The 16,484-nt window shown below is 69.2% G+C and carries 14 protein-coding genes; 5 read left to right on the top strand and 9 right to left on the bottom strand.

The annotated features are described in order from the left end of the window. Positions 1-5: 5 nt before the first annotated feature. From ACAM42_RS26795 to ACAM42_RS26810, 4 genes are read left to right on the top strand one after another with little or no spacing between them, the layout of a single operon-like run. Positions 6-1,016, top strand: coding sequence for a YeiH family protein (locus ACAM42_RS26795; protein WP_369629946.1), 1,011 nt, complete (start codon positions 6-8; stop codon positions 1,014-1,016). 58 nt (positions 1,017-1,074) lie between these two features. Continuing rightward, a complete protein-coding gene (locus ACAM42_RS26800; RefSeq protein ID WP_369629947.1) occupies positions 1,075-2,316 on the top strand; it encodes a porin in 1,242 nt (413 codons plus the stop codon). A gap of 59 nt (positions 2,317-2,375) precedes the next feature. Next, positions 2,376-2,936: a hypothetical protein gene (locus tag ACAM42_RS26805; RefSeq protein WP_095746625.1), complete on the top strand. Its 561-nt coding sequence runs from the start codon at positions 2,376-2,378 to the stop codon at positions 2,934-2,936. Then, positions 2,933-4,141: a PrsW family intramembrane metalloprotease gene (locus ACAM42_RS26810; RefSeq protein ID WP_369629948.1), complete on the top strand. Its 1,209-nt coding sequence runs from the start codon at positions 2,933-2,935 to the stop codon at positions 4,139-4,141. Before ACAM42_RS26805 ends, ACAM42_RS26810 begins: the two co-directional genes overlap by 4 nt. Positions 4,142-4,154: 13 nt before the next feature. On the opposite strand, the gene ACAM42_RS26815 is transcribed toward ACAM42_RS26810, so the two are convergent. From ACAM42_RS26815 to ACAM42_RS26845, 7 genes are all read right to left on the bottom strand, one after another. Continuing rightward, positions 4,155-4,817: a peptidoglycan DD-metalloendopeptidase family protein gene (locus ACAM42_RS26815; RefSeq protein ID WP_369629949.1), complete on the bottom strand. Its 663-nt coding sequence runs from the start codon at positions 4,815-4,817 to the stop codon at positions 4,155-4,157. Between the two features lie 193 nt (positions 4,818-5,010). Beyond that, positions 5,011-5,460 (bottom strand): TIGR01841 family phasin, encoded by a 450-nt coding sequence (gene phaP / locus ACAM42_RS26820; RefSeq protein WP_062482377.1) that lies wholly within the window; start codon positions 5,458-5,460, stop codon positions 5,011-5,013. Between the two features lie 44 nt (positions 5,461-5,504). After that, positions 5,505-6,845, bottom strand: coding sequence for an MFS transporter (locus ACAM42_RS26825; RefSeq protein ID WP_369629950.1), 1,341 nt, complete (start codon positions 6,843-6,845; stop codon positions 5,505-5,507). A 49-nt stretch (positions 6,846-6,894) separates the two neighbouring features. Continuing rightward, positions 6,895-8,511 (bottom strand): wax ester/triacylglycerol synthase family O-acyltransferase, encoded by a 1,617-nt coding sequence (locus tag ACAM42_RS26830; protein ID WP_159275469.1) that lies wholly within the window; start codon positions 8,509-8,511, stop codon positions 6,895-6,897. A 52-nt stretch (positions 8,512-8,563) separates the two neighbouring features. Continuing rightward, positions 8,564-10,276 (bottom strand): long-chain fatty acid--CoA ligase, encoded by a 1,713-nt coding sequence (locus ACAM42_RS26835; protein WP_369629951.1) that lies wholly within the window; start codon positions 10,274-10,276, stop codon positions 8,564-8,566. A gap of 52 nt (positions 10,277-10,328) precedes the next feature. Continuing rightward, the gene (locus tag ACAM42_RS26840) at positions 10,329-11,108 is read right to left on the bottom strand and encodes a triacylglycerol lipase (RefSeq protein ID WP_095948796.1); all 780 of its coding nucleotides are present in this window, start codon (positions 11,106-11,108) and stop codon (positions 10,329-10,331) included. A 540-nt stretch (positions 11,109-11,648) separates the two neighbouring features. Then, positions 11,649-12,689, bottom strand: a complete 1,041-nt coding sequence (locus ACAM42_RS26845) for an AraC family transcriptional regulator (protein ID WP_369629952.1) — start codon at positions 12,687-12,689, stop codon at positions 11,649-11,651. Between the two features lie 299 nt (positions 12,690-12,988). On the opposite strand from ACAM42_RS26845, the gene ACAM42_RS26850 reads away from it, so the two are divergent. Beyond that, positions 12,989-13,903 carry an alpha/beta fold hydrolase gene (locus ACAM42_RS26850; protein ID WP_369629953.1) on the top strand — a complete coding sequence of 305 codons (915 nt, stop codon included), beginning with the start codon at positions 12,989-12,991 and terminating at the stop codon, positions 13,901-13,903. 30 nt (positions 13,904-13,933) lie between these two features. Here the strand turns inward: ACAM42_RS26850 and ACAM42_RS26855 are convergent, their stop codons facing one another. Both ACAM42_RS26855 and dhaL read right to left on the bottom strand, forming a co-directional pair. Next, on the bottom strand, positions 13,934-14,629 hold the full coding sequence (locus tag ACAM42_RS26855) for an HAD family hydrolase (RefSeq protein ID WP_369629954.1): 696 nt from the start codon (positions 14,627-14,629) through the stop codon (positions 13,934-13,936). Between the two features lie 32 nt (positions 14,630-14,661). Beyond that, positions 14,662-16,422: a dihydroxyacetone kinase subunit DhaL gene (gene dhaL / locus ACAM42_RS26860; RefSeq protein WP_369632806.1), complete on the bottom strand. Its 1,761-nt coding sequence runs from the start codon at positions 16,420-16,422 to the stop codon at positions 14,662-14,664. Between the last annotated feature and the right edge of the window lie 62 nt (positions 16,423-16,484).

Genomic DNA, 16,484 nt, shown 5'->3' on the forward strand with positions numbered 1-16,484 from the left:
TTTTCATGACCGCCTTGTCTGTCGCCGCATGGCCGGCGCGCGGCCGCCTGCTCTTTCCGGGCGTGCTCGCCTGCGCGGTGGTCGCCGCCGCGTCCACCTTCCTGTCGCAGCACTACGGTGCGCCGGTGATGCTGTTCGCGCTCATCCTCGGCATGGCGATGAACTTTCTCTCGGCCGAAGGCCCGTGCAAGCCCGGCATCGAGTTCACCGCGCGCCACGTGCTGCGCTGGGGCGTGGCGCTGCTGGGGCTGCGCATCACGGCCGCGCAGGTGGTGGCGCTGGGCTGGCACCCGGTGCTGCTGGTGGCGGTGTCGCTGGTGCTGACCATCGGCGTGTCGATGGTCGTGGCGCGGCTGATGGGCTTCAACGTGCTGTTCGGCCTGCTCAGCGGCGGCGCCACCGCGATCTGCGGCGCCTCGGCCGCGCTGGCGCTGGCCGCGGCGCTGCCGCCGCATCCGCTGAAGGAGCGCGCCACGCTGTTCACGGTGGTGGGCGTGTCGGCGCTGTCGACGCTCACGATGATCGCCTACCCCCTGATCGCGCGCGCCCTCGGCATGGACGAACACACGGCCGGCGTGTTCCTGGGCGCCACCATCCACGACGTGGCGCAGGTGGTGGGCGCGGGCTACGGCATGTCGCAGGCCACGGGCGACACGGCCACGCTGGTCAAGCTGATGCGCGTGGCGGCGCTGCTGCCGGTCATCTTGTTCGCCGTGATGTTCACGCGCGCCACCGGCAAGGCCGTGGGCGGCCAGCGCCCGCCGCTGCTGCCGTGGTTCGCGGTGGCCTTCGCCGCGCTGGTGGCGCTCAATAGCACGGGCTGGCTACCGCCGCCCCTCGCCACCGCGGGCAGCGACCTGTCGCGCTGGTTCCTGGTGGCGGCCATGGCCGGCATCGGCATGAAGACGCAGCTGCGCGAGCTGGTCGACGTGGGCCTCAAGCCGGTGGTGCTGATGGTCGGCGAGACCGTCTTCATCGCCGCGCTGGTGCTCGCGCTGCTGCGCTGGGCGCCCTGACACGCAGCCCCCACGACGACAGAGACGACAACACACACAACAACCAGGAGACAAGACCATGAAGAAGAAGACCCTCATCGCCGCCGCGGCCGCGACCCTCGCTGCCGGCGCCACCCTCGCCCAGTCCTCGCTCACGCTGTTCGGCGTGATGGACGCGGGCGTGAGCCACTACCGCACCACCAGCAGTTCGTACAACCCGCTGCGCCCGGCCGAACTGCGCCAGAGCCAGACCGTGCTGTCGCCCTCGGGCAATGCGTCCAGCCGCATCGGCTTTCGCGGCACCGAGGACCTGGGCGGCGGGCTGGCCGCGAGCTTCTGGCTGGAGGCGCCGCTGAGCAACGACACGGGCAGCGGCATCACCAACTTCGGACGCCGCTCCACGCTCAGCCTCAGCGGGCCCTTCGGCGAAGTGCGCCTGGGCCGCGACTACACGGCCTCGTTCTGGAACGACGCGGTGTTCGACCCCTTCAGCGTCAACGGCGTGGGCACCAACCTGATCGCGGTGGTCAACAGCAACATCGCGGCCTCGCGCGCGCTGGCCACGGGCGGCCTGCTGAACGGCGGGCTCTCGGCCGGCACCGACAGCTACCTGCGCACCAGCAACGCCATCAGCTACTTCCTGCCGCCGAACCTGGGCGGCTTCTACGGCCAGGTGCAGTACGCGCTGCACGAGAACACGAAGGTCAGCAACACGCCCGACAGCCCCTCGCAGCGCGGGCGCTACGTGGGCGGGCGCATCGGCTGGGCCAGCGGCCCGGCCGACGTGGCGCTGGGCTACGGCGAGAGCACGCTGGCCAGCGCCGCCGCGCAGAGCGAGAAGATCAAGAGCCTAAACCTCGGCGCTTCCTACGACTTCGGCGTGGTGAAGGTGTTCGGCGAATGGTCGCGCGTGCGTGACGTGCGCCACAGCGCCACGCCGTTTGCCAACGCCTCGCTGCGCCTGAGCGACCGCTACGACGGCCTCATGGCCGGCGTGAACGTGCCGCTGGGCGCGGGCGTGGTGCGCGCCTCGTATGCGCGCGTGCGCTTCGTCAACGGCTTGGGCCTGCCCGACGGCAATTCGTCGGTGAACAAGCTGGCGCTGGGTTACGTGCACAACCTCTCCAAGCGCACGGCGCTGTATGCCTCGGTGGCGCGCATCCACATCGCCAACGGCCGCAACAACCCGACGGTGATGGGCGTGACGCCGCTGGTGCTGAGCCTGCCGGCGATCTTCCCGCAGCCGGCCTACGCGACCACCAACGGCATGCAGCCGCACCGCGCGCTGGGCTACGACGTTGGTATTCGCATGGCGTTCTGAGCGCCTGACAACAGCGGCGGCGCCCCCGCGCCGTCGCTTCGGTGTGGCACGATCCACGGATGCTTCAACCGTCCCGCCGCATCCCGTACCGCACCTGGCCGGGCGCGCTCGCGATCCTCCTGGCCATTGCCGCGTACGTCGGCGGCCTGACCTTCTGGAACAACCACACGCCCGGCAGCCGGCCGCTGCCCGCGGGCGAGACGGTGTCGGTCGCCCACGCGCGCTTCGAGCCCGCGCCGGGCTGGCAGATGGACGTGTCGCGCTCCAAGGCCGGCCAGTCGCTCATGCTCTTCAAGGGCGGCCACAAGTTCCTCGTGACCACGCGCCTGTGGATGGGCGGGCCCGACGGCCCCATGGTGCGCCAGCAGCGGCTCATGGAGCGCGGCCAGGGCCTGACCGTCGAAGGCGACGTGTCCGACTTCGTCACCGGCTGGGGCCTGCAGGGCAAGACTTTTGCCTACTACGGCGCCAAGCTCGCCGGCCGCTTCTGGCAGGTGGTCGACACGCCGCGCCGCTCGCTGGTGCAGATCGACGTGTACGGCCCCACCGACGGCTTCAACGAAGCGCTGGCCGACGCCCGCAAGATGCTCGACTCGATGGACCTGGAGGCACCGCTGTGAGCACCACCACCGAAGCCACTGAAGCCACTGTTGCCACGCAGGAAGACGCCGACTGGCCGATCGGCACAGACTCGTTCTTCCAGCCGCAGCGCGCCGCGTTCTGGCTGCTGGCGGCGCTGATCGTCAACGGGCTGTTCTACACGGTGTCGATGTTCTCTCTGGGCTTTCGCGTGGTGCCCGTCACCGCGCTGCTGGGCCTGCTGGTGTGGGGCGGCTACACGGCGGCGTTCGTGCTGTTTTTCCGCACGCTCGACCTGCTGGAGCAGCACCCGCCCGAGGCCTACGTGCTGGCCTTTGCGTGGGGCGGGCTGGGCGCGGTGTACTTCGCGGCGCCGGCCAACATCGCCATCCAGAGCCTGTGCGCCAAGCTGGTGTCGCCGGAGTTCGTGGCGGCGTGGGGGCCGGCCATCGCAGGGCCGATCACCGAAGAATTCTTGAAGCTCGCGGGCGTGATCCTGCTGGTGCTGATCGCGCGCAACCAGTTCGAAACCTACCTGTCGGTGCTGATCGTCGGCGCCATGGCCGGGCTGGGCTTCCAGGTGATCGAGAACCTGAGCTACACGGTGAACAGCGCCGTGAACTTCCCGCTCGAGAACCAGGTGTACCCGGTGCTCTACCACCTGCTGATGCGCGGGCTGCTGAGCGGGCTGTGGAGCCACGCGGCCTACACGACCATCGCCTCGTTCGGCGTGGCGTGGTTCCTGCTGAACCCGCAGCGCTCGATGGCGGCGCGCATCGGCTGTGCCCTTTTCTACTTCGCGCTGGCGTGGGCCATGCACTTCATCTGGAACTCGCCGCTGCTCGAGGACCGCTTCGACGACGGCTTTGTCGGCATCGCGCTGCTGCTCATCGTCAAGGGCATTCCGGTGGTGATCGCCGCCGCTTTCGTCTGGCGCGCCGCCGCGCGGGAGAACGGCACCTACCTGCATGCGCTGGCCGCCTACTTCGTGCCCGAGCGCGAGCTGATCCGCGACGACGAATGGGTGCGCCTGGGCGCGCCGCTGCTGCGCTACCGCGTGCGCCGCGACATGGGCAAGGAATTCGGCAAGCGCGCCCGGCGCCTGAAGGCGCAGCTGCAGCGCGAGCAATTGCGGCTCATCCTGAAGGCCGGCACGCATGGGCGCGGGCCGCAGACGCGGCGCCATGAAGTCGCGGTGCGCCGCCTGCGGGCCGAGCTCGACCTGCTCACCCGGCCGCAGGGCTGAGGGCCCGATCCGCTTACTTCGCCGGCAGGTACAGCCGCGGATCGACGGCCTTGCCGCGGTAGCGGATCTCGAAGTGCAGCTTGGCGCGCCCGCCCTCCGCCGGGCCGATCTCGGCGAGCTTCTGGCCGCGCTGCACGCGCTGGCCCTGCTTCACGCCCACGGTGCCCACGTTGGTGTAGATCGACATGTAGGAGCCGCCGTGGTCGACCATGATCACGCTGCCGTAGCCGCGCATGGTTTCGGTGGCGGCCACCGAGCCGGCGCCGATCGCGTGCACGGGCTCGCCGCTGCTGCCGCCGATGTCCAGGCCCTTGTTGCTGTTGCCGTTGAAGCCGGCGATGACCGCGCCCTGCGTCGGCCAGCCCCAGTCGCTGCGCCGCGAGGCGGGCGGCACCACGGGATCGCGCTCGCGGGGTGCGGGCGCGGGCTTGGCTTTTTCTGCACTGCCGCCGCTGCTGCTGCTGCTGCGCGGCGGGGGCGTGGCAGCCCCTGTCGTGGCGCCGCCCGGCGGCACCACGCGCAGCACCTGCCCGGCTTCGAGCTGGTCGGGGTCCTTGATCTGGTTCCAGCGGGCGATCTCAGCCGTCGTCCGGCCGTGCCGCTGCGCGATGCGGTAGAGCGTGTCGCCCGTCTGCACGACGTACTCGCCGGGGCCCGCCACCGGCGTGCTGGGCATGGTGGAGCATGCGCCCACCAGCAATGCCGCCATCAACGCGGCGCACGCGCCCCATCTTCTCCCTGTCACAACCACGCGCTGAGTCCTTTCTGATTCATCCGGATCGCGCGACCTCGCGGGGCGAGGCGCGCCTGAACAATCCGGCAAGGCTACCAGCAGTCGTTGCGCGGACATTGCGTCCGCGGGAGCGCCCCTATTTCTTCGGCTGCAGCAGCTGCTGCAGGTTGGCCATGTTCTCGTTCAGGCGGTCCTGCACCACCTTCCAGCTGTTGTTGCGCGCCTGCGCTTCCAGCTGCGCCAGTTCGCGGAAGTTGTCGACGGCCTGCTGCACGCCGCGCTGCGCGACCTCGGCCTGTTTGGAGATCGCGTCCTTGCCGGTGGCGTCCTTCAGCGCGTCCTGCCACTGGGCCAGCGTGTCGCGCAGGATCTCGCCGCGCCGCTGCGCCAGCGACTGGATGCCTTCGTAGGCCTGACGGTTGGCCTCGGCCAGGGCCTCCATGTCCTTGCGCTGCCACTCCACGAGCGCGCCGACGTCCACGCCGGGCAGCTTGAGCTGCTCGATCAGCTTGCTGAAATCTTCCATCGACGGCAGCGCCGTGGGAAAGAGCGGATTGGCGTTGGCTGCGGTCTTGCTGGTTGCCATGGATCGAATCTCCTTGTGTGAATGAAATAGCGGGTCACAAAAAATCAGGCCGTCGCGAGCTGCGAGCGGCGCGCGCCGGCGGGCCGCATGACGAGCAGCAGGACCACGCCGGACGACAGCCACAGCCCGATCGCAAGGAACATGCTGTTGTCCGAGCTGCCCGAGGCGGTGGTGATCCACGCGGTGATCACCGGCATCACGGCGGGCCCGAGGTTGCCCAGGCTGCTGATCAGCGCGATGCCGCCGGCCGCCGACTTGCGCGGCAGGTACTCGCTGATGGCCGCGAAGAAGATCGGCGTGTTGGCCGACTGGCCGATGCTCATCACCGCGAGGCCCGCCAGCGCCAGCACCAGGTTGCCACCGCTGAACACGGCCACCAGCAGGCCCGCCGAGGCCAGCGCCACGCAGAAGAAGAAATGCTTGCGCCGCTCCAGGTGCTTGTCGGAACTGCGTCCGACGAACACCATGCCCACGGCGCCGAAGACCGCCGGAATGGCCGACAGCAGGCCGACCATGAACACGTCGCCCACGCCCCAGTTCTTGATGAGCGTGGGCACCAGGAACACCAGCGTGTAGTTGGCGCCCAGGAACAGGAAGTACACGAAGGCCATCGTGAACACCTTGGGGTCGCGCAGCAGCGCCCAGAACGAACCGTGCGAGGCGGTCTCCACGGCATGCGGCTCGTTGTCCAGGTGGTTGCGCAGCGCGAGCTTCTCGGACGGCGTGAGCCAGTTGGCCTGCTCGGGCTTGTCCTTCAGGTAGAAGAACGCGACGATGCCGAGCAGCGAGGCCGGCAGCCCCTGCACCACGAACAGCCATTGCCAGCCGTGGTGGCCGCCCAGGCCGTTCATGTACTTCATGATCCAGCCCGACAGCGGGCCGGCCAGCAGGTAGCCGATGGCCGTGGCCGTCATGAAGATCGAGATCACCTTGCAGCGCCGCGCCGAGGGATACCAGTAGGTGAGGTACAGGATGATCCCCGGGAAGAAGCCCGCCTCGAACGCGCCCAGCAGGAAGCGCAGCACGTAGAACTGCGTGGTGGTCTCCACGAACATCATGGCCGAGGCCACGAGCCCCCAGCAGAACATGATGCGCAGCAGCGTCTTGCGCGCGCCGATCTTCTCGAGCATCAGGTTGCTGGGCACCTCGAAGAGGAAGTAGCCGATGAAGAAGATGCCCGCGCCCAGCGCATAGGCCTCGTTGCTGAAGTCCAGCGTCTGCTTCATCTGCAGCTGCGCGAAGCCGATGTTGATGCGGTCGATGAAGGCGACGATGTAGCAGAGGATCAACAGCGGCAGCAGGTGCCAGCTGACCTTCGAAAACAAAGCCTCGTCCGCCGCGTTGTACGGCGCGCGGGCGGGGACCTGCGCAGAAGTGGGAGTCATGGTCTTGCTTTCCTTTGAGGGTCGGTCGGTGAAGGAATCGGCGGGAAGGCTAGGCAGCGGCAGCGGCGCGCTTGCCCTTGGGGGGAGCGGCCGGCTTGCGCGGCGCGCGGGGCTTCTTGCTGGCGGGCGCGGCAGCCGCAGCAGCCACGCGCGGCTTGGCGGCGGCCGGCGCCTTCGCGCGGCGCGGGGCCTTGGCGGGCACGGCCTCGGCCTGCGCCTCTTTCGCGACCGCCGGCTTGGCCGCGCTCTCGACGCTGGGCAGCCGCTCGATCTGCCGCAGCGCCGCGCGCAGGTGGCCGATCAGCTCGTACGACTCTTCCTGCGACAGGATGCGGCGGCAGGCCGTGAGGCCGAAGTCGAGCGAGCCCGCGTAGCTCTGCACCGTGATGTTCAGCGCGCTGCCGTGGTACGGGATCGACACGGGGTAGAAGTGCATCATCCGCGCGCCCGCCACATAGAGCGTGGCGCCCGGGCCCGGCACGTTCGAGATCAGCACGTTGGCCGCGGGCGGCACGCGGCGCGCGAGGTTGGAGCGGCCGTACAGCGAGGCCAGGCTGGTCATGAGCCAGGGCGAGCCGGTGATCGGCATGTCGACGCCGAGCACGGGCTTGAGCTCGCGCACCACGGCCTTGGCCGCCTCTGACGAGGCATGGATCGCCTTGAAGCGCTCGGCCGCGTCGCCGATGTCGGTCGCCAGGTCCACGCGCACCATCGACACCTGGTTGTTCATCGAGTCGTCGCCCTCGGCGCGCAGGCTCACGGGCACGCCGGCGATCAGCGCTTCCTTCGGCAGCAGGTTGCGCTCCTTCAGGAAGCGGGCCAGCGCCTCGCTGCACATCGCCATCACGATGGTGTTGACGGTGCCGCCCACGCGCTTGCCCAGCGCCTTCAGTTCGTCGAAGGGCAGCGACATCGTGCTGTACGAGCGCTGGTTGGTGATGGCGTCGTTGAACATGCTCTTGGGCGCCATGCCCAGGCTCAGGCGCCGCTCGCCCTTGCCGGTCTGCTGGCTCGCCAGCACGCTGCCGGCCGCCGTGAGGGCGCGCGCGGCCGCCGGCAGCAGCTCGGCGAGCTTGCGGTACTGGCGCGCCGAGTTGGACACCGCCGCCTGCAGCAGCTCGGCCACGCCGAGCTGGTAGTGGCTGCCGCTGCCGCGCTTGCGGCGCGCGGGCGGCACCTCGCGCATCTGCGCCGTGGTGTCGTAGAGCACCTTGGCCAACTCGGTGCCGGCCTTGCCGTCGACGCCGCTGTGGTGGGCCTTGGTGTAGAAGGCCACCTGGCCGTTCTCCAGGCCCTCGATGACGTACATCTCCCACAGCGGGCGGCTGCGGTCGAGCAGGCTGGAATGCAGGCGCGCCACGAGGTGATGCAGCTGCTCCATGGTGCCGGGGCGGCGCAGCGTGAGGCTGCGCACGTGGTAGTCCAGGTCGATGTCGTCGTCGTCGATCCACACCGGCTCGGCCAGCTCGAAAGGCATCTGCGCGAGCTTGCGCGTGAGCACCGACGCCAGGTGCAGCCGCTTGCCCAGCATGCCCTTCACGTCTTCGTAGTAGTCGCCCCGGTAGCCCTCGGGCAGGTCCAGGAGCATGAGGCTGCCGACGTGCATCGGCGTCTCGGGGGTTTCAAGGTGCAGGAACGACGCGTCCATGCTGCTCAGGTGGTCCATGGCGTGGCCTCTTTCGTCGGTGGGATCGGTGGGAATTCGGGAATGCGCGCGCTCAGGCGGTGGCCGCGGCGACGGCCTGCTTGCGCAGCTCTTCGTCCACGAGGTCTTTCTTGGAGAGCTTGCCCACCGCCGTCTTGGGCAGCGCGGCGCGGATCTCCAGGGCCTGCACCATCTCGTGCTTGCCCACGCGTTCCTTGAGAAAGGTTTGCAGGGCCTTGATGTCGAAGGCCTCGGCGCCGGGTTTGAGCGTGACGAAGGCCTTGGGCGACTGGCCGCGGTATTCGTCGGGCACGCCGATCACCGCCACCTCATGCACGGCCGGGTGCTGGTAGATGGCCTCTTCGAGCACGCGCGGATAGACGTTGTAGCCGCTGCACAGCAGCATGTCCTTGCAGCGGTCGACGATGAAGACGAAGCCGTCCTCGTCCATGTAGCCCACGTCGCCGGTGCGAAAGAAGCCGTCGAAGGTGGTGCTGTCGGCCGTGGCCCCGGGCTTGTTCCAGTAGCCCTTCATCACGTTGGGGCCCTGGATGCACATCTCGCCCTTCTCGCCCAGTGGCACGTAGCGCGTGGGGTCTTCGAGGTCGAGCATCTTGATGACCACGCCCGGGTGCGGAATGCCGCACGAGCCCGCCTTGCGCTGGCCGTGCGCGGGCGAGAAGGTGCCGGTGGGCGAGGTCTCGGTCATGCCCCAGCCTTCGGCCAGCCAGGTGCCGGTGATGGCGCGGAAGCGCTCGCCGACCTCCATCGGCAGCGGCGCGCCGCCCGAGTTGCACAGCTTGAGCGAGTGCAGGTCGTACTGCGGCGTGTCGGGGTCGCCGATCACCGCGGTGAACATGGTGGGCACGCCGCAGAAGGTGGTGAGCTTCTTCTCGGCGATGTCGCGCAGCGCGGCCTTGGGGTCGAAGCGCAGGTGCTGCACGATCTCGGCCGCCAGGCGCACGCCCAGCAGCAGGTTGACCGTGAGCGCGTAGATGTGAAACGGCGGCAGCACCGCGAGCAGCCGCTCGGTGCCCATCTGCAGCACGGGCGGCGTGCCCGACTGCGTGATCACCACCTGCTCGCAGGCCGACGACAGGTTGGCGTGCGTGAGCATCGCGCCCTTGGGCAGGCCGGTGGTGCCGCCCGTGTACTGCAGGATGGCCAGCGCCTCGCGCGGATCGCCGAGGGGGTGCGGCGTGTAGCGGCCGTCGTTGTCGAGCAGTTCGGAAAAACGCAGGTGGTGCTCATCGCCCGAGATCTCGACCGTTTCGTTCTTCGCCTTCATCTGCGCGGCCACCTGCTCGGGCGCGCCCGTCATCTCGGCGAGGTTGCCGACGATGAGCTTCTTCAGCCGTGTCTTGCCGAGCATGGCGGCCATCTGCGGGTACAGCGCCGCCAGGTCGAGCGTGATGAGGACATCGGTCTGGCTGTCCTCGATCTTGTGCTCGAGCACCTTCGCCGCATCGAGCGGCGAGTAGTTGACCACCGTGCCGCCCGCCTGCAGCACGCCGAACAGCGCGACCAGGTAGTGCGGCGTGTTGGGCAGGAACAGGCCGACGTGCACACCGGGGCGCACGCCCAGGGCCTGCAGCCCCTTGGCGGCGCGATCGACCAGCGCGCCGAGCTCGCGGTAGTTCAGCCGCTTGCCCATGAAGTCGATGGCCGGCCGGTCGGGAAAACCGGCCACGGCGTCGGCCAGGATCTGCTGGACCGAGGTGGGCTTGATCGCGTGGTCCCACGCCACGCCTTCGGGGTAGGAAGCCAGCCAGGGCTTGCTGTTCATGTGCGTCTCCAGGAAGTGAACGGGTGGGTGAATGACTGACCGTTGAAGCGCGTCAGGCGGCCTTGCGCACGTCGCGGTGCGGATCGAGGTACAGCAGGCGGCGCAGGCCTTCGCGGCGGAACGGCTTCCACTGGCCCTCGGGCTGTGCGAGCCGGTCGGCGATGGCGTAGAGCACCACGGGGTTGTGGCCGAGGCCGCAGTGGCTGCCCTCGACCTCGATGTTTTCCGAGGTCGCGGTCTCGCGTTCGCGGCAGCCCTGCCAGGCCACGATGCCGTCGCTGCGGCTGTAGATGGCGCTGGCCGGCACGGGCGGCGGCGTGCGCATGCGTTCGCGCTCGGGCCAGTCCTCGACCTTGCGCTCGCTCACCATCTCGTACAGCCGCCACGCGTTGCTTGCGCGTGGCTCGCCGGCGAACGGACTGCCGAGCGTGATGACGCTGCGCACCTGCGAAGGCGCGCGCCGCGCCAGCTCGCGTGCGAACACGCCGCCCAGGCTCCAGCCGACGATGCTCACCTTGCGCTGGTAGCGTTCGTGCAGCTCGGCCAAGCGCTCCTGCATCTGGTCTTCCACACCGGGGCGCGGACCGAAGTTGGGGCCGAGCTTCCATCCGTGCGCGCGGTAGCCGCGGTCGCGCAGGAAGGCACGCAGCGGTTGTGTCGAGGCATCGCTCGCCGAGAGGCCGGGCAGCACGAGCACGGGATGCCCGTCGCCCGCGGGCGCCATGCGCAGCATCGGGGCCATGGTGAAGAACGCGGACAGCTCCGCCACGGCGCGCCACTCGAGCATCAGCAGGCGGCGGGACGGCGGGGCCATCGAAGAAGATTCGGTCATGGTCATCTCGGGAGTGGAGGGAAAGGGAAAAAGAGAAAAAAGAGAGGCGAAGAAAAAGCCCGACGTGCAGACGCGATGCACACGGCTACCCGGTCGGGCGGTCGTTCGAGAGAGGATCGAGGTCGGGGAAAAGGGGTGACGGCGCCGCGCAACGGCGGCGCCCGGCCTGTGCGGCGGCACGCATGCATGGTGTGAACCCGCCGCGTACGTCCAGTCCGTGCCGGGCATGCCGGCACGCGCGAGGTGCATCCATGTTGTTGTCTCCTGTCGGCCTCGTCCGGGCCTTCAGCGAGGCTCGGATCGGGCACTTTGTTGTCGTTGCTCTGGGCGCCATCTTTTCGCGGCGACGTCGACAAGGAAAGGTGCGATGCGACCACTTCGCGGTGATTTCGGGACGCGCATTTGAACGACGCGCAGGCGCGACTCACAACTGCGAACAGATGTGTGGATCGACGGCCACGCGAACGCCGCACGACGGCGCGCGCATGCGAATCAGCAGCGATGTTCACGATGCCCGATGCGGCATCGCGCAGGCGAGGCTCAGGCCTTCGCCGCGCGGTAGTCCTGCGGGCTGCGGCCGGTCCAGCGCACGAAGGCGTGGCGGAAGTTCGAGGCGTCGCTGTAGCCCAGTCGCTCGGCGATTTCCTCGGTGGTCATGCGCGTGGTGCGCAGGTACTCGATGGCCAGCACGCGGCGCACGTCGGCCAGGATGCCTCGGTAGGTCGTGCCTTCGGTTTCGAGCCGACGGCGCAAGGTGCGCGGATGGATCGACAGCTCCGAAGCCATCGGTTCGATGGTCGGAAAGCGCCACGGCATGTGGTCGATCAGCGTGCGCCGCACCACCGACGAGACACCGCCCGAGCGCGGCAGATCGGCCAGCACCTGCTGGCACATCTCGCTCACCATCGCATGCGTGACCGAGTCGGGCAGCCGCGAGGGATGGCCCACCCACGGCGAGCCCACATGCAGTTCATCGCGCGGCTGGCCGAACGCCACGGGGCAGCAGAACAGCGTGCGGTAGGCGCTCAAATCTTCGGGCTCGGCAAAGCGCACGTGCAGTGCGGAAAGACCGAACGAAGGACCGAAGAGATCGCGCCCCAGCCGCAGGTGCACCGCAAAGGCGAACTCGAGCGCGAAGCGGTACAGCGGGTCTTGCGGGTCGGACGACAGCAGCACCTCGTAGGGCAGCACCGCGGTGCCGCTGCTGCAGGTGTAAGACACCGGCCCGGCCACGGGGCCCATGACGCGGTTGTACTTGATGGTGAAGTCCATCAGGTCGGCATGCGTGGGGCTGCTCAGCAGGCCGTAGCCGTACATGCCGTAGGCCGTGAGGTGCATGCGGATGCCCGCGCGAAAGGCGATGCTGGGACCGGGCGCCAGACGCACCGCGTTGCGGAAGACCACGGCCGCCTGCTCGTAGGAAATCCGCGTCGCCGGTGCGCGCAGCTGGTCTTCCGTCAGGCCACTTCCGCTCAGGGTTTGTTCCGGTGCGATGCCTTCTTCGACCAGGGTGGCGACGATGGCTGCGACGCGCTGGGGTCCGTAGACGCGTGACGCGAAGTCGGGTGGCGAACGATGCACGACGATTCAATCCCTTCAGAACACATGCCTTCGATGGCGAGGCCGCCACTGGCCTCGCACTCCAAGGTCGTCGCAGGATATCGAAGCGTTCTGCACGCGCAGACTCGGAGTTTCCCGATAGCGCCAAATTGTCCCGAAGTCACTCCCGGTTGGTCTGAACGAACCTTTCTCACGCTGGTGCCCCACGGAAAGATCGTCCACGAAACACCGTCCCGGCCGCAGGGCACAAAGCGCAACGCGCGACGGTTGCCTTTCGCTTCTCTTCCTTTCTCTCCCCTTCCTTTTCACCGCCACGCCCCATGCAACGCGACCCCTCTTCCCCTTCGTTCGCTTCGTCCAACGGCATCGAGCTGGCCTACGACTGCTTCGGCGATCCGGCAGCATCACCGCTGCTGCTCATCATGGGCCTGGGCACGCAGATGATTGCGTGGGACGAAGCCTTCTGCGAGCGCCTGGCCGGTCGCGGCTACCGCGTCATCCGCTTCGACAACCGCGACATCGGACAGTCCACGCGCCTGAGCGCCGCGGGTATTCCCGACGTGGCCAAGCTGCTCGGGCAGGCGCTGGCCGGCGTGCCGGTGAGCGCGAGCCAGGTGCCGTACACGCTGGCCCACATGGCCGACGATGCGGTCGGCCTGCTCGACGCGCTGGGCATCGATCACGCCCACATCGTCGGCGCCTCGATGGGCGGCGCCATCGGCCAGGAGATCGCGCTGCGCCATCCGGCGCGCGTGCGCACGCTGGTGTCGATCATGGCCACCAGCGGCGCCCCCGACCTGCCGCCGCCTCAACCGCAGGCTCTGCAGGTGCTGCTCACGCCCACGCCGCTGGACCGCGACGGCTACATCGCGCGCCAGCAGCAGGTGATGAAGGTGCTGCGCGCAGGTTCGCATCCGGACGAAGAGGCGCTCGACGCCGCGCGCGCGGAACGCAGTTTCGAACGCGGCCTGCACCCGGCCGGCTATGCGCGCCAGCTCGCGGCCATCATCGCGTCAGGCAGCCGCAGGGAGCGGCTGGCGTCGCTGAAGGCGCCGACGCTGGTGATCCACGGCGATGTCGATCCGCTGGTGCCGATCGAATGCGGGAAGGACGTGGCGCGCCACGTGCCCGGCGCGCGGATGGTGACCATCGAGGGCATGGGGCACGCGCTGCCGAAGGTGACGTGGGCGCCGGTGATCGATGCGATTGCGGGGCATGCGGTCGAGGGCCGCTGATTTCGTTCGGGCCTCGGGCGGCCCGGCCCGTCAGCGCATGCGCGCCCGGTGCGCCGCGCCGGCGCGCTCGACGAGGTCGAGGTCGAACGCCGTCAGCTCGGCGATGCGCACGTCGGCCAGGGCAAGCACCTCGGGGCCGAGCGGAAACTCCGGCCCGGGCGCCGCGATGATGCCCATGCCGGCCGCATGCAGCGAACGGATGCCGTTGCCGGAGTCCTCGACGCCGACGGCATGCTCGGGCTTCACGCCGATCTTCTGCAGCACGTCGAGGTAGATGTCGGGCGCGGGTTTGCCGTTCGCGACATCGTCGCCATACGTGGTGGCCAGGAAGACCTTGTCGAGGCCCGTCACCTTCATCACGTGCGCCGCCAGCTCGTTCGGCGAGCCCGAGGCCAGCGCGACCTTGTAGCGGGTCGCCGCCAGGCGCACCGCGGCGATGGCGCCTTCGCGCTCGGGCAGGTGCACCTCGTACTTCGCCAGCAGGCGCGCCTTGATCTCGCGGGCGATCGCGGCCTCGTCCATGCCGAGCCTGGCGCGCAGGTCGAGCCGCTCGACCATGAGGCGCGACCACATGCGGGTGTTGCAGCCCATGGTGGCTTCCTGGTCCTCGGCGCTCCAGGTCATGCCGTGGTCTGCGGCGAACTCCTCCCGGGCCTGGCGCCAGAGCACTTCGGAGTCGATGAGGATGCCGTCCATGTCGAAGACGACGGCTTGGATGGTGGTCATGAAAAGGCTTTCCTTGCGTGTGACAGTCGAATTCAGGGGGCCAGCCGGCGCTGCAGCGAAGCCGCCAGCGTCTGCAGGATCAGGCAGCACGAGGTGGCGCCGGCGTCGAGCACGCCGATCGAGCGCGGACCCAGCCGCGCCGAACGGCCGATGCGGGCCTGCAGGGCCTTGGTGGCGTCGCGCCCCTGCTGTGCAGCAGCACCCATGGCCTGCAGGCAGGCAGCGAAACCTGCGCCGTTGGCGTGTGCAGCGGCGTAGGCATCGCGCGCCGGCACGAGCGCGTCGATCAGTGTCTTGTCGCCGACCTGGGCATTGCCCATCGCCTGCACGTTGGCGACGGCCACGGCCAGCGCCCCGCCGAACAGCGCCGCATCGAGTTGTTCATGCGGCGCCAGGGTGTCGACAAAGCCGAGGAAGAAGCGGCCATAGAGCGGCCCCATCGAGCCGCCGATGTCGTCCATCAATGCCTGCGACAGCTGCTCAAACGCAGCGGGCAGCGACGCGGCGCGCGGGCCGAGCGCGTCCAGGCGCGTGCCGCAGCCGGTGAAGCCCTTGGCCATGTTGATGCCGTGGTCGCCGTCGCCGATCAGGCCGTCGATCTCGCTCAGGTGCTGCCGGTTCGCGACGATGGCGTCGATGAGGTCGCGCACCACGGGGCCCGCCTCCGCGAGGGCCAGCGTGGCCCCGCTCACCGTGCGTGCGTGCGCGCCGGCGCCCGAAGACACGGCCGCCGTGGCCACGGCAGGGTTCATGCGGGCGCTCCCGCTGTAGGTGCGGCCCTGCGCGGCGTCGCCGGGCACGCTCAGCCCGACGCTGCGGCAGGGGTGCTTCAGGCAGGTCTCGAGTTCGTCGTCGAGTTTCATGAGGGTCAGCGTCACGCCCATCATCTCGAGCGAGGTGAAGAGGTTGCCGACCTGGTTGAACGCCACCGTGATGCCCCGGTCCCGCAGGCGCTGCGCGATCTCTCCGTAGAGGATGTACTGCTCCATCACCGGCGTGGCGCCGAGCCCCGAGATCAGCACCGCGACCCGGTCGCCGGCGCCGAACGGCAGGTCGGGCAGCACGACATCGAGCATGAGCTGCGCCATCTCGGCGGCGCTCGCCGTCGCCCGCACGTCGATGCCGGGTTCGCCGTGGTGGCCGATGCCGACCTCCATCGTGCCCGGCTCGATGTGGAAGTTGGCCTTGCCGACCGCGGGGATCACGCAGGCGGACAGGCCCACGCCGATGCTGCGCGTGTTCGCGATGGCCTTCTGCGCCGCGGCGATCACCTCGTCGAGGGAGGCGCCGAGCGCAGCCTTGGCGGCGCCGACCTTCCACATGAAGATCTCTCCCGCGACACCGCGGCGCCGCGCCTCGTCGCCCTTCGCGGCCGAGGGCACGTCGTCGTTGGCGACCACGGTCCTGACCACGATGCCCTCGCGCTCGGCCATCTGGCGGGCCATGCCGACGTTCATGTTGTCGCCGGCGTAGTTGCCGTAGAGGCAGGCCACGCCCGCGCCGCCGTCGGCGGTGCGGATCGCGTCCAGGAAGCTCTTGGCCGTGGGCGAGGAAAAAATCTCTCCGACAGCCACGGCATCGACCATGCCGTCTCCCACGTAGCCGAGGAACGCCGGCTCATGCCCCGACCCGCCGCCGGTCACCACACCGACCTTGCCGCGCTCGGGCGCCCGCGCGCGCTTGACGACACGCGGGTTGGCGGGCAGTGCCTCGACGCTGTCGCCGTGGGCCAGCAACCAGCCCCCGAGCATGTCCTCGACGACGCGATCGGGGTGGTTGACGACACGGTTCATGGACATAAGGCAGGTCTCCTGGGTAAGGGCGGAGCCGGACGCGGCCCGCGGGTGTGCGCGAA

The organism is Variovorax sp. V35 (assembly GCF_041154465.1).
GTDB classification, from domain to species: Bacteria; Pseudomonadota; Gammaproteobacteria; order Burkholderiales; family Burkholderiaceae_C; genus Variovorax; species Variovorax boronicumulans.

Coding starts and splice junctions, on each gene's coding strand:
- dhaL (WP_369632806.1), bottom strand. CDS start 16,422: ATGAACCGTGTCGTCAACCACCCCGATCGCGTCGTCGAGGACATGCTC.
- ACAM42_RS26850 (WP_369629953.1), top strand. CDS start 12,989: ATGCAACGCGACCCCTCTTCCCCTTCGTTCGCTTCGTCCAACGGCATC.
- ACAM42_RS26835 (WP_369629951.1), bottom strand. CDS start 10,276: ATGAACAGCAAGCCCTGGCTGGCTTCCTACCCCGAAGGCGTGGCGTGG.
- ACAM42_RS26795 (WP_369629946.1), top strand. CDS start 6: ATGACCGCCTTGTCTGTCGCCGCATGGCCGGCGCGCGGCCGCCTGCTC.
- ACAM42_RS26855 (WP_369629954.1), bottom strand. CDS start 14,629: ATGACCACCATCCAAGCCGTCGTCTTCGACATGGACGGCATCCTCATC.
- ACAM42_RS26800 (WP_369629947.1), top strand. CDS start 1,075: ATGAAGAAGAAGACCCTCATCGCCGCCGCGGCCGCGACCCTCGCTGCC.
- ACAM42_RS26805 (WP_095746625.1), top strand. CDS start 2,376: ATGCTTCAACCGTCCCGCCGCATCCCGTACCGCACCTGGCCGGGCGCG.
- ACAM42_RS26830 (WP_159275469.1), bottom strand. CDS start 8,511: ATGGACCACCTGAGCAGCATGGACGCGTCGTTCCTGCACCTTGAAACC.
- ACAM42_RS26840 (WP_095948796.1), bottom strand. CDS start 11,108: ATGACCGAATCTTCTTCGATGGCCCCGCCGTCCCGCCGCCTGCTGATG.
- phaP (WP_062482377.1), bottom strand. CDS start 5,460: ATGGCAACCAGCAAGACCGCAGCCAACGCCAATCCGCTCTTTCCCACG.
- ACAM42_RS26825 (WP_369629950.1), bottom strand. CDS start 6,845: ATGACTCCCACTTCTGCGCAGGTCCCCGCCCGCGCGCCGTACAACGCG.
- ACAM42_RS26815 (WP_369629949.1), bottom strand. CDS start 4,817: ATGCCCAGCACGCCGGTGGCGGGCCCCGGCGAGTACGTCGTGCAGACG.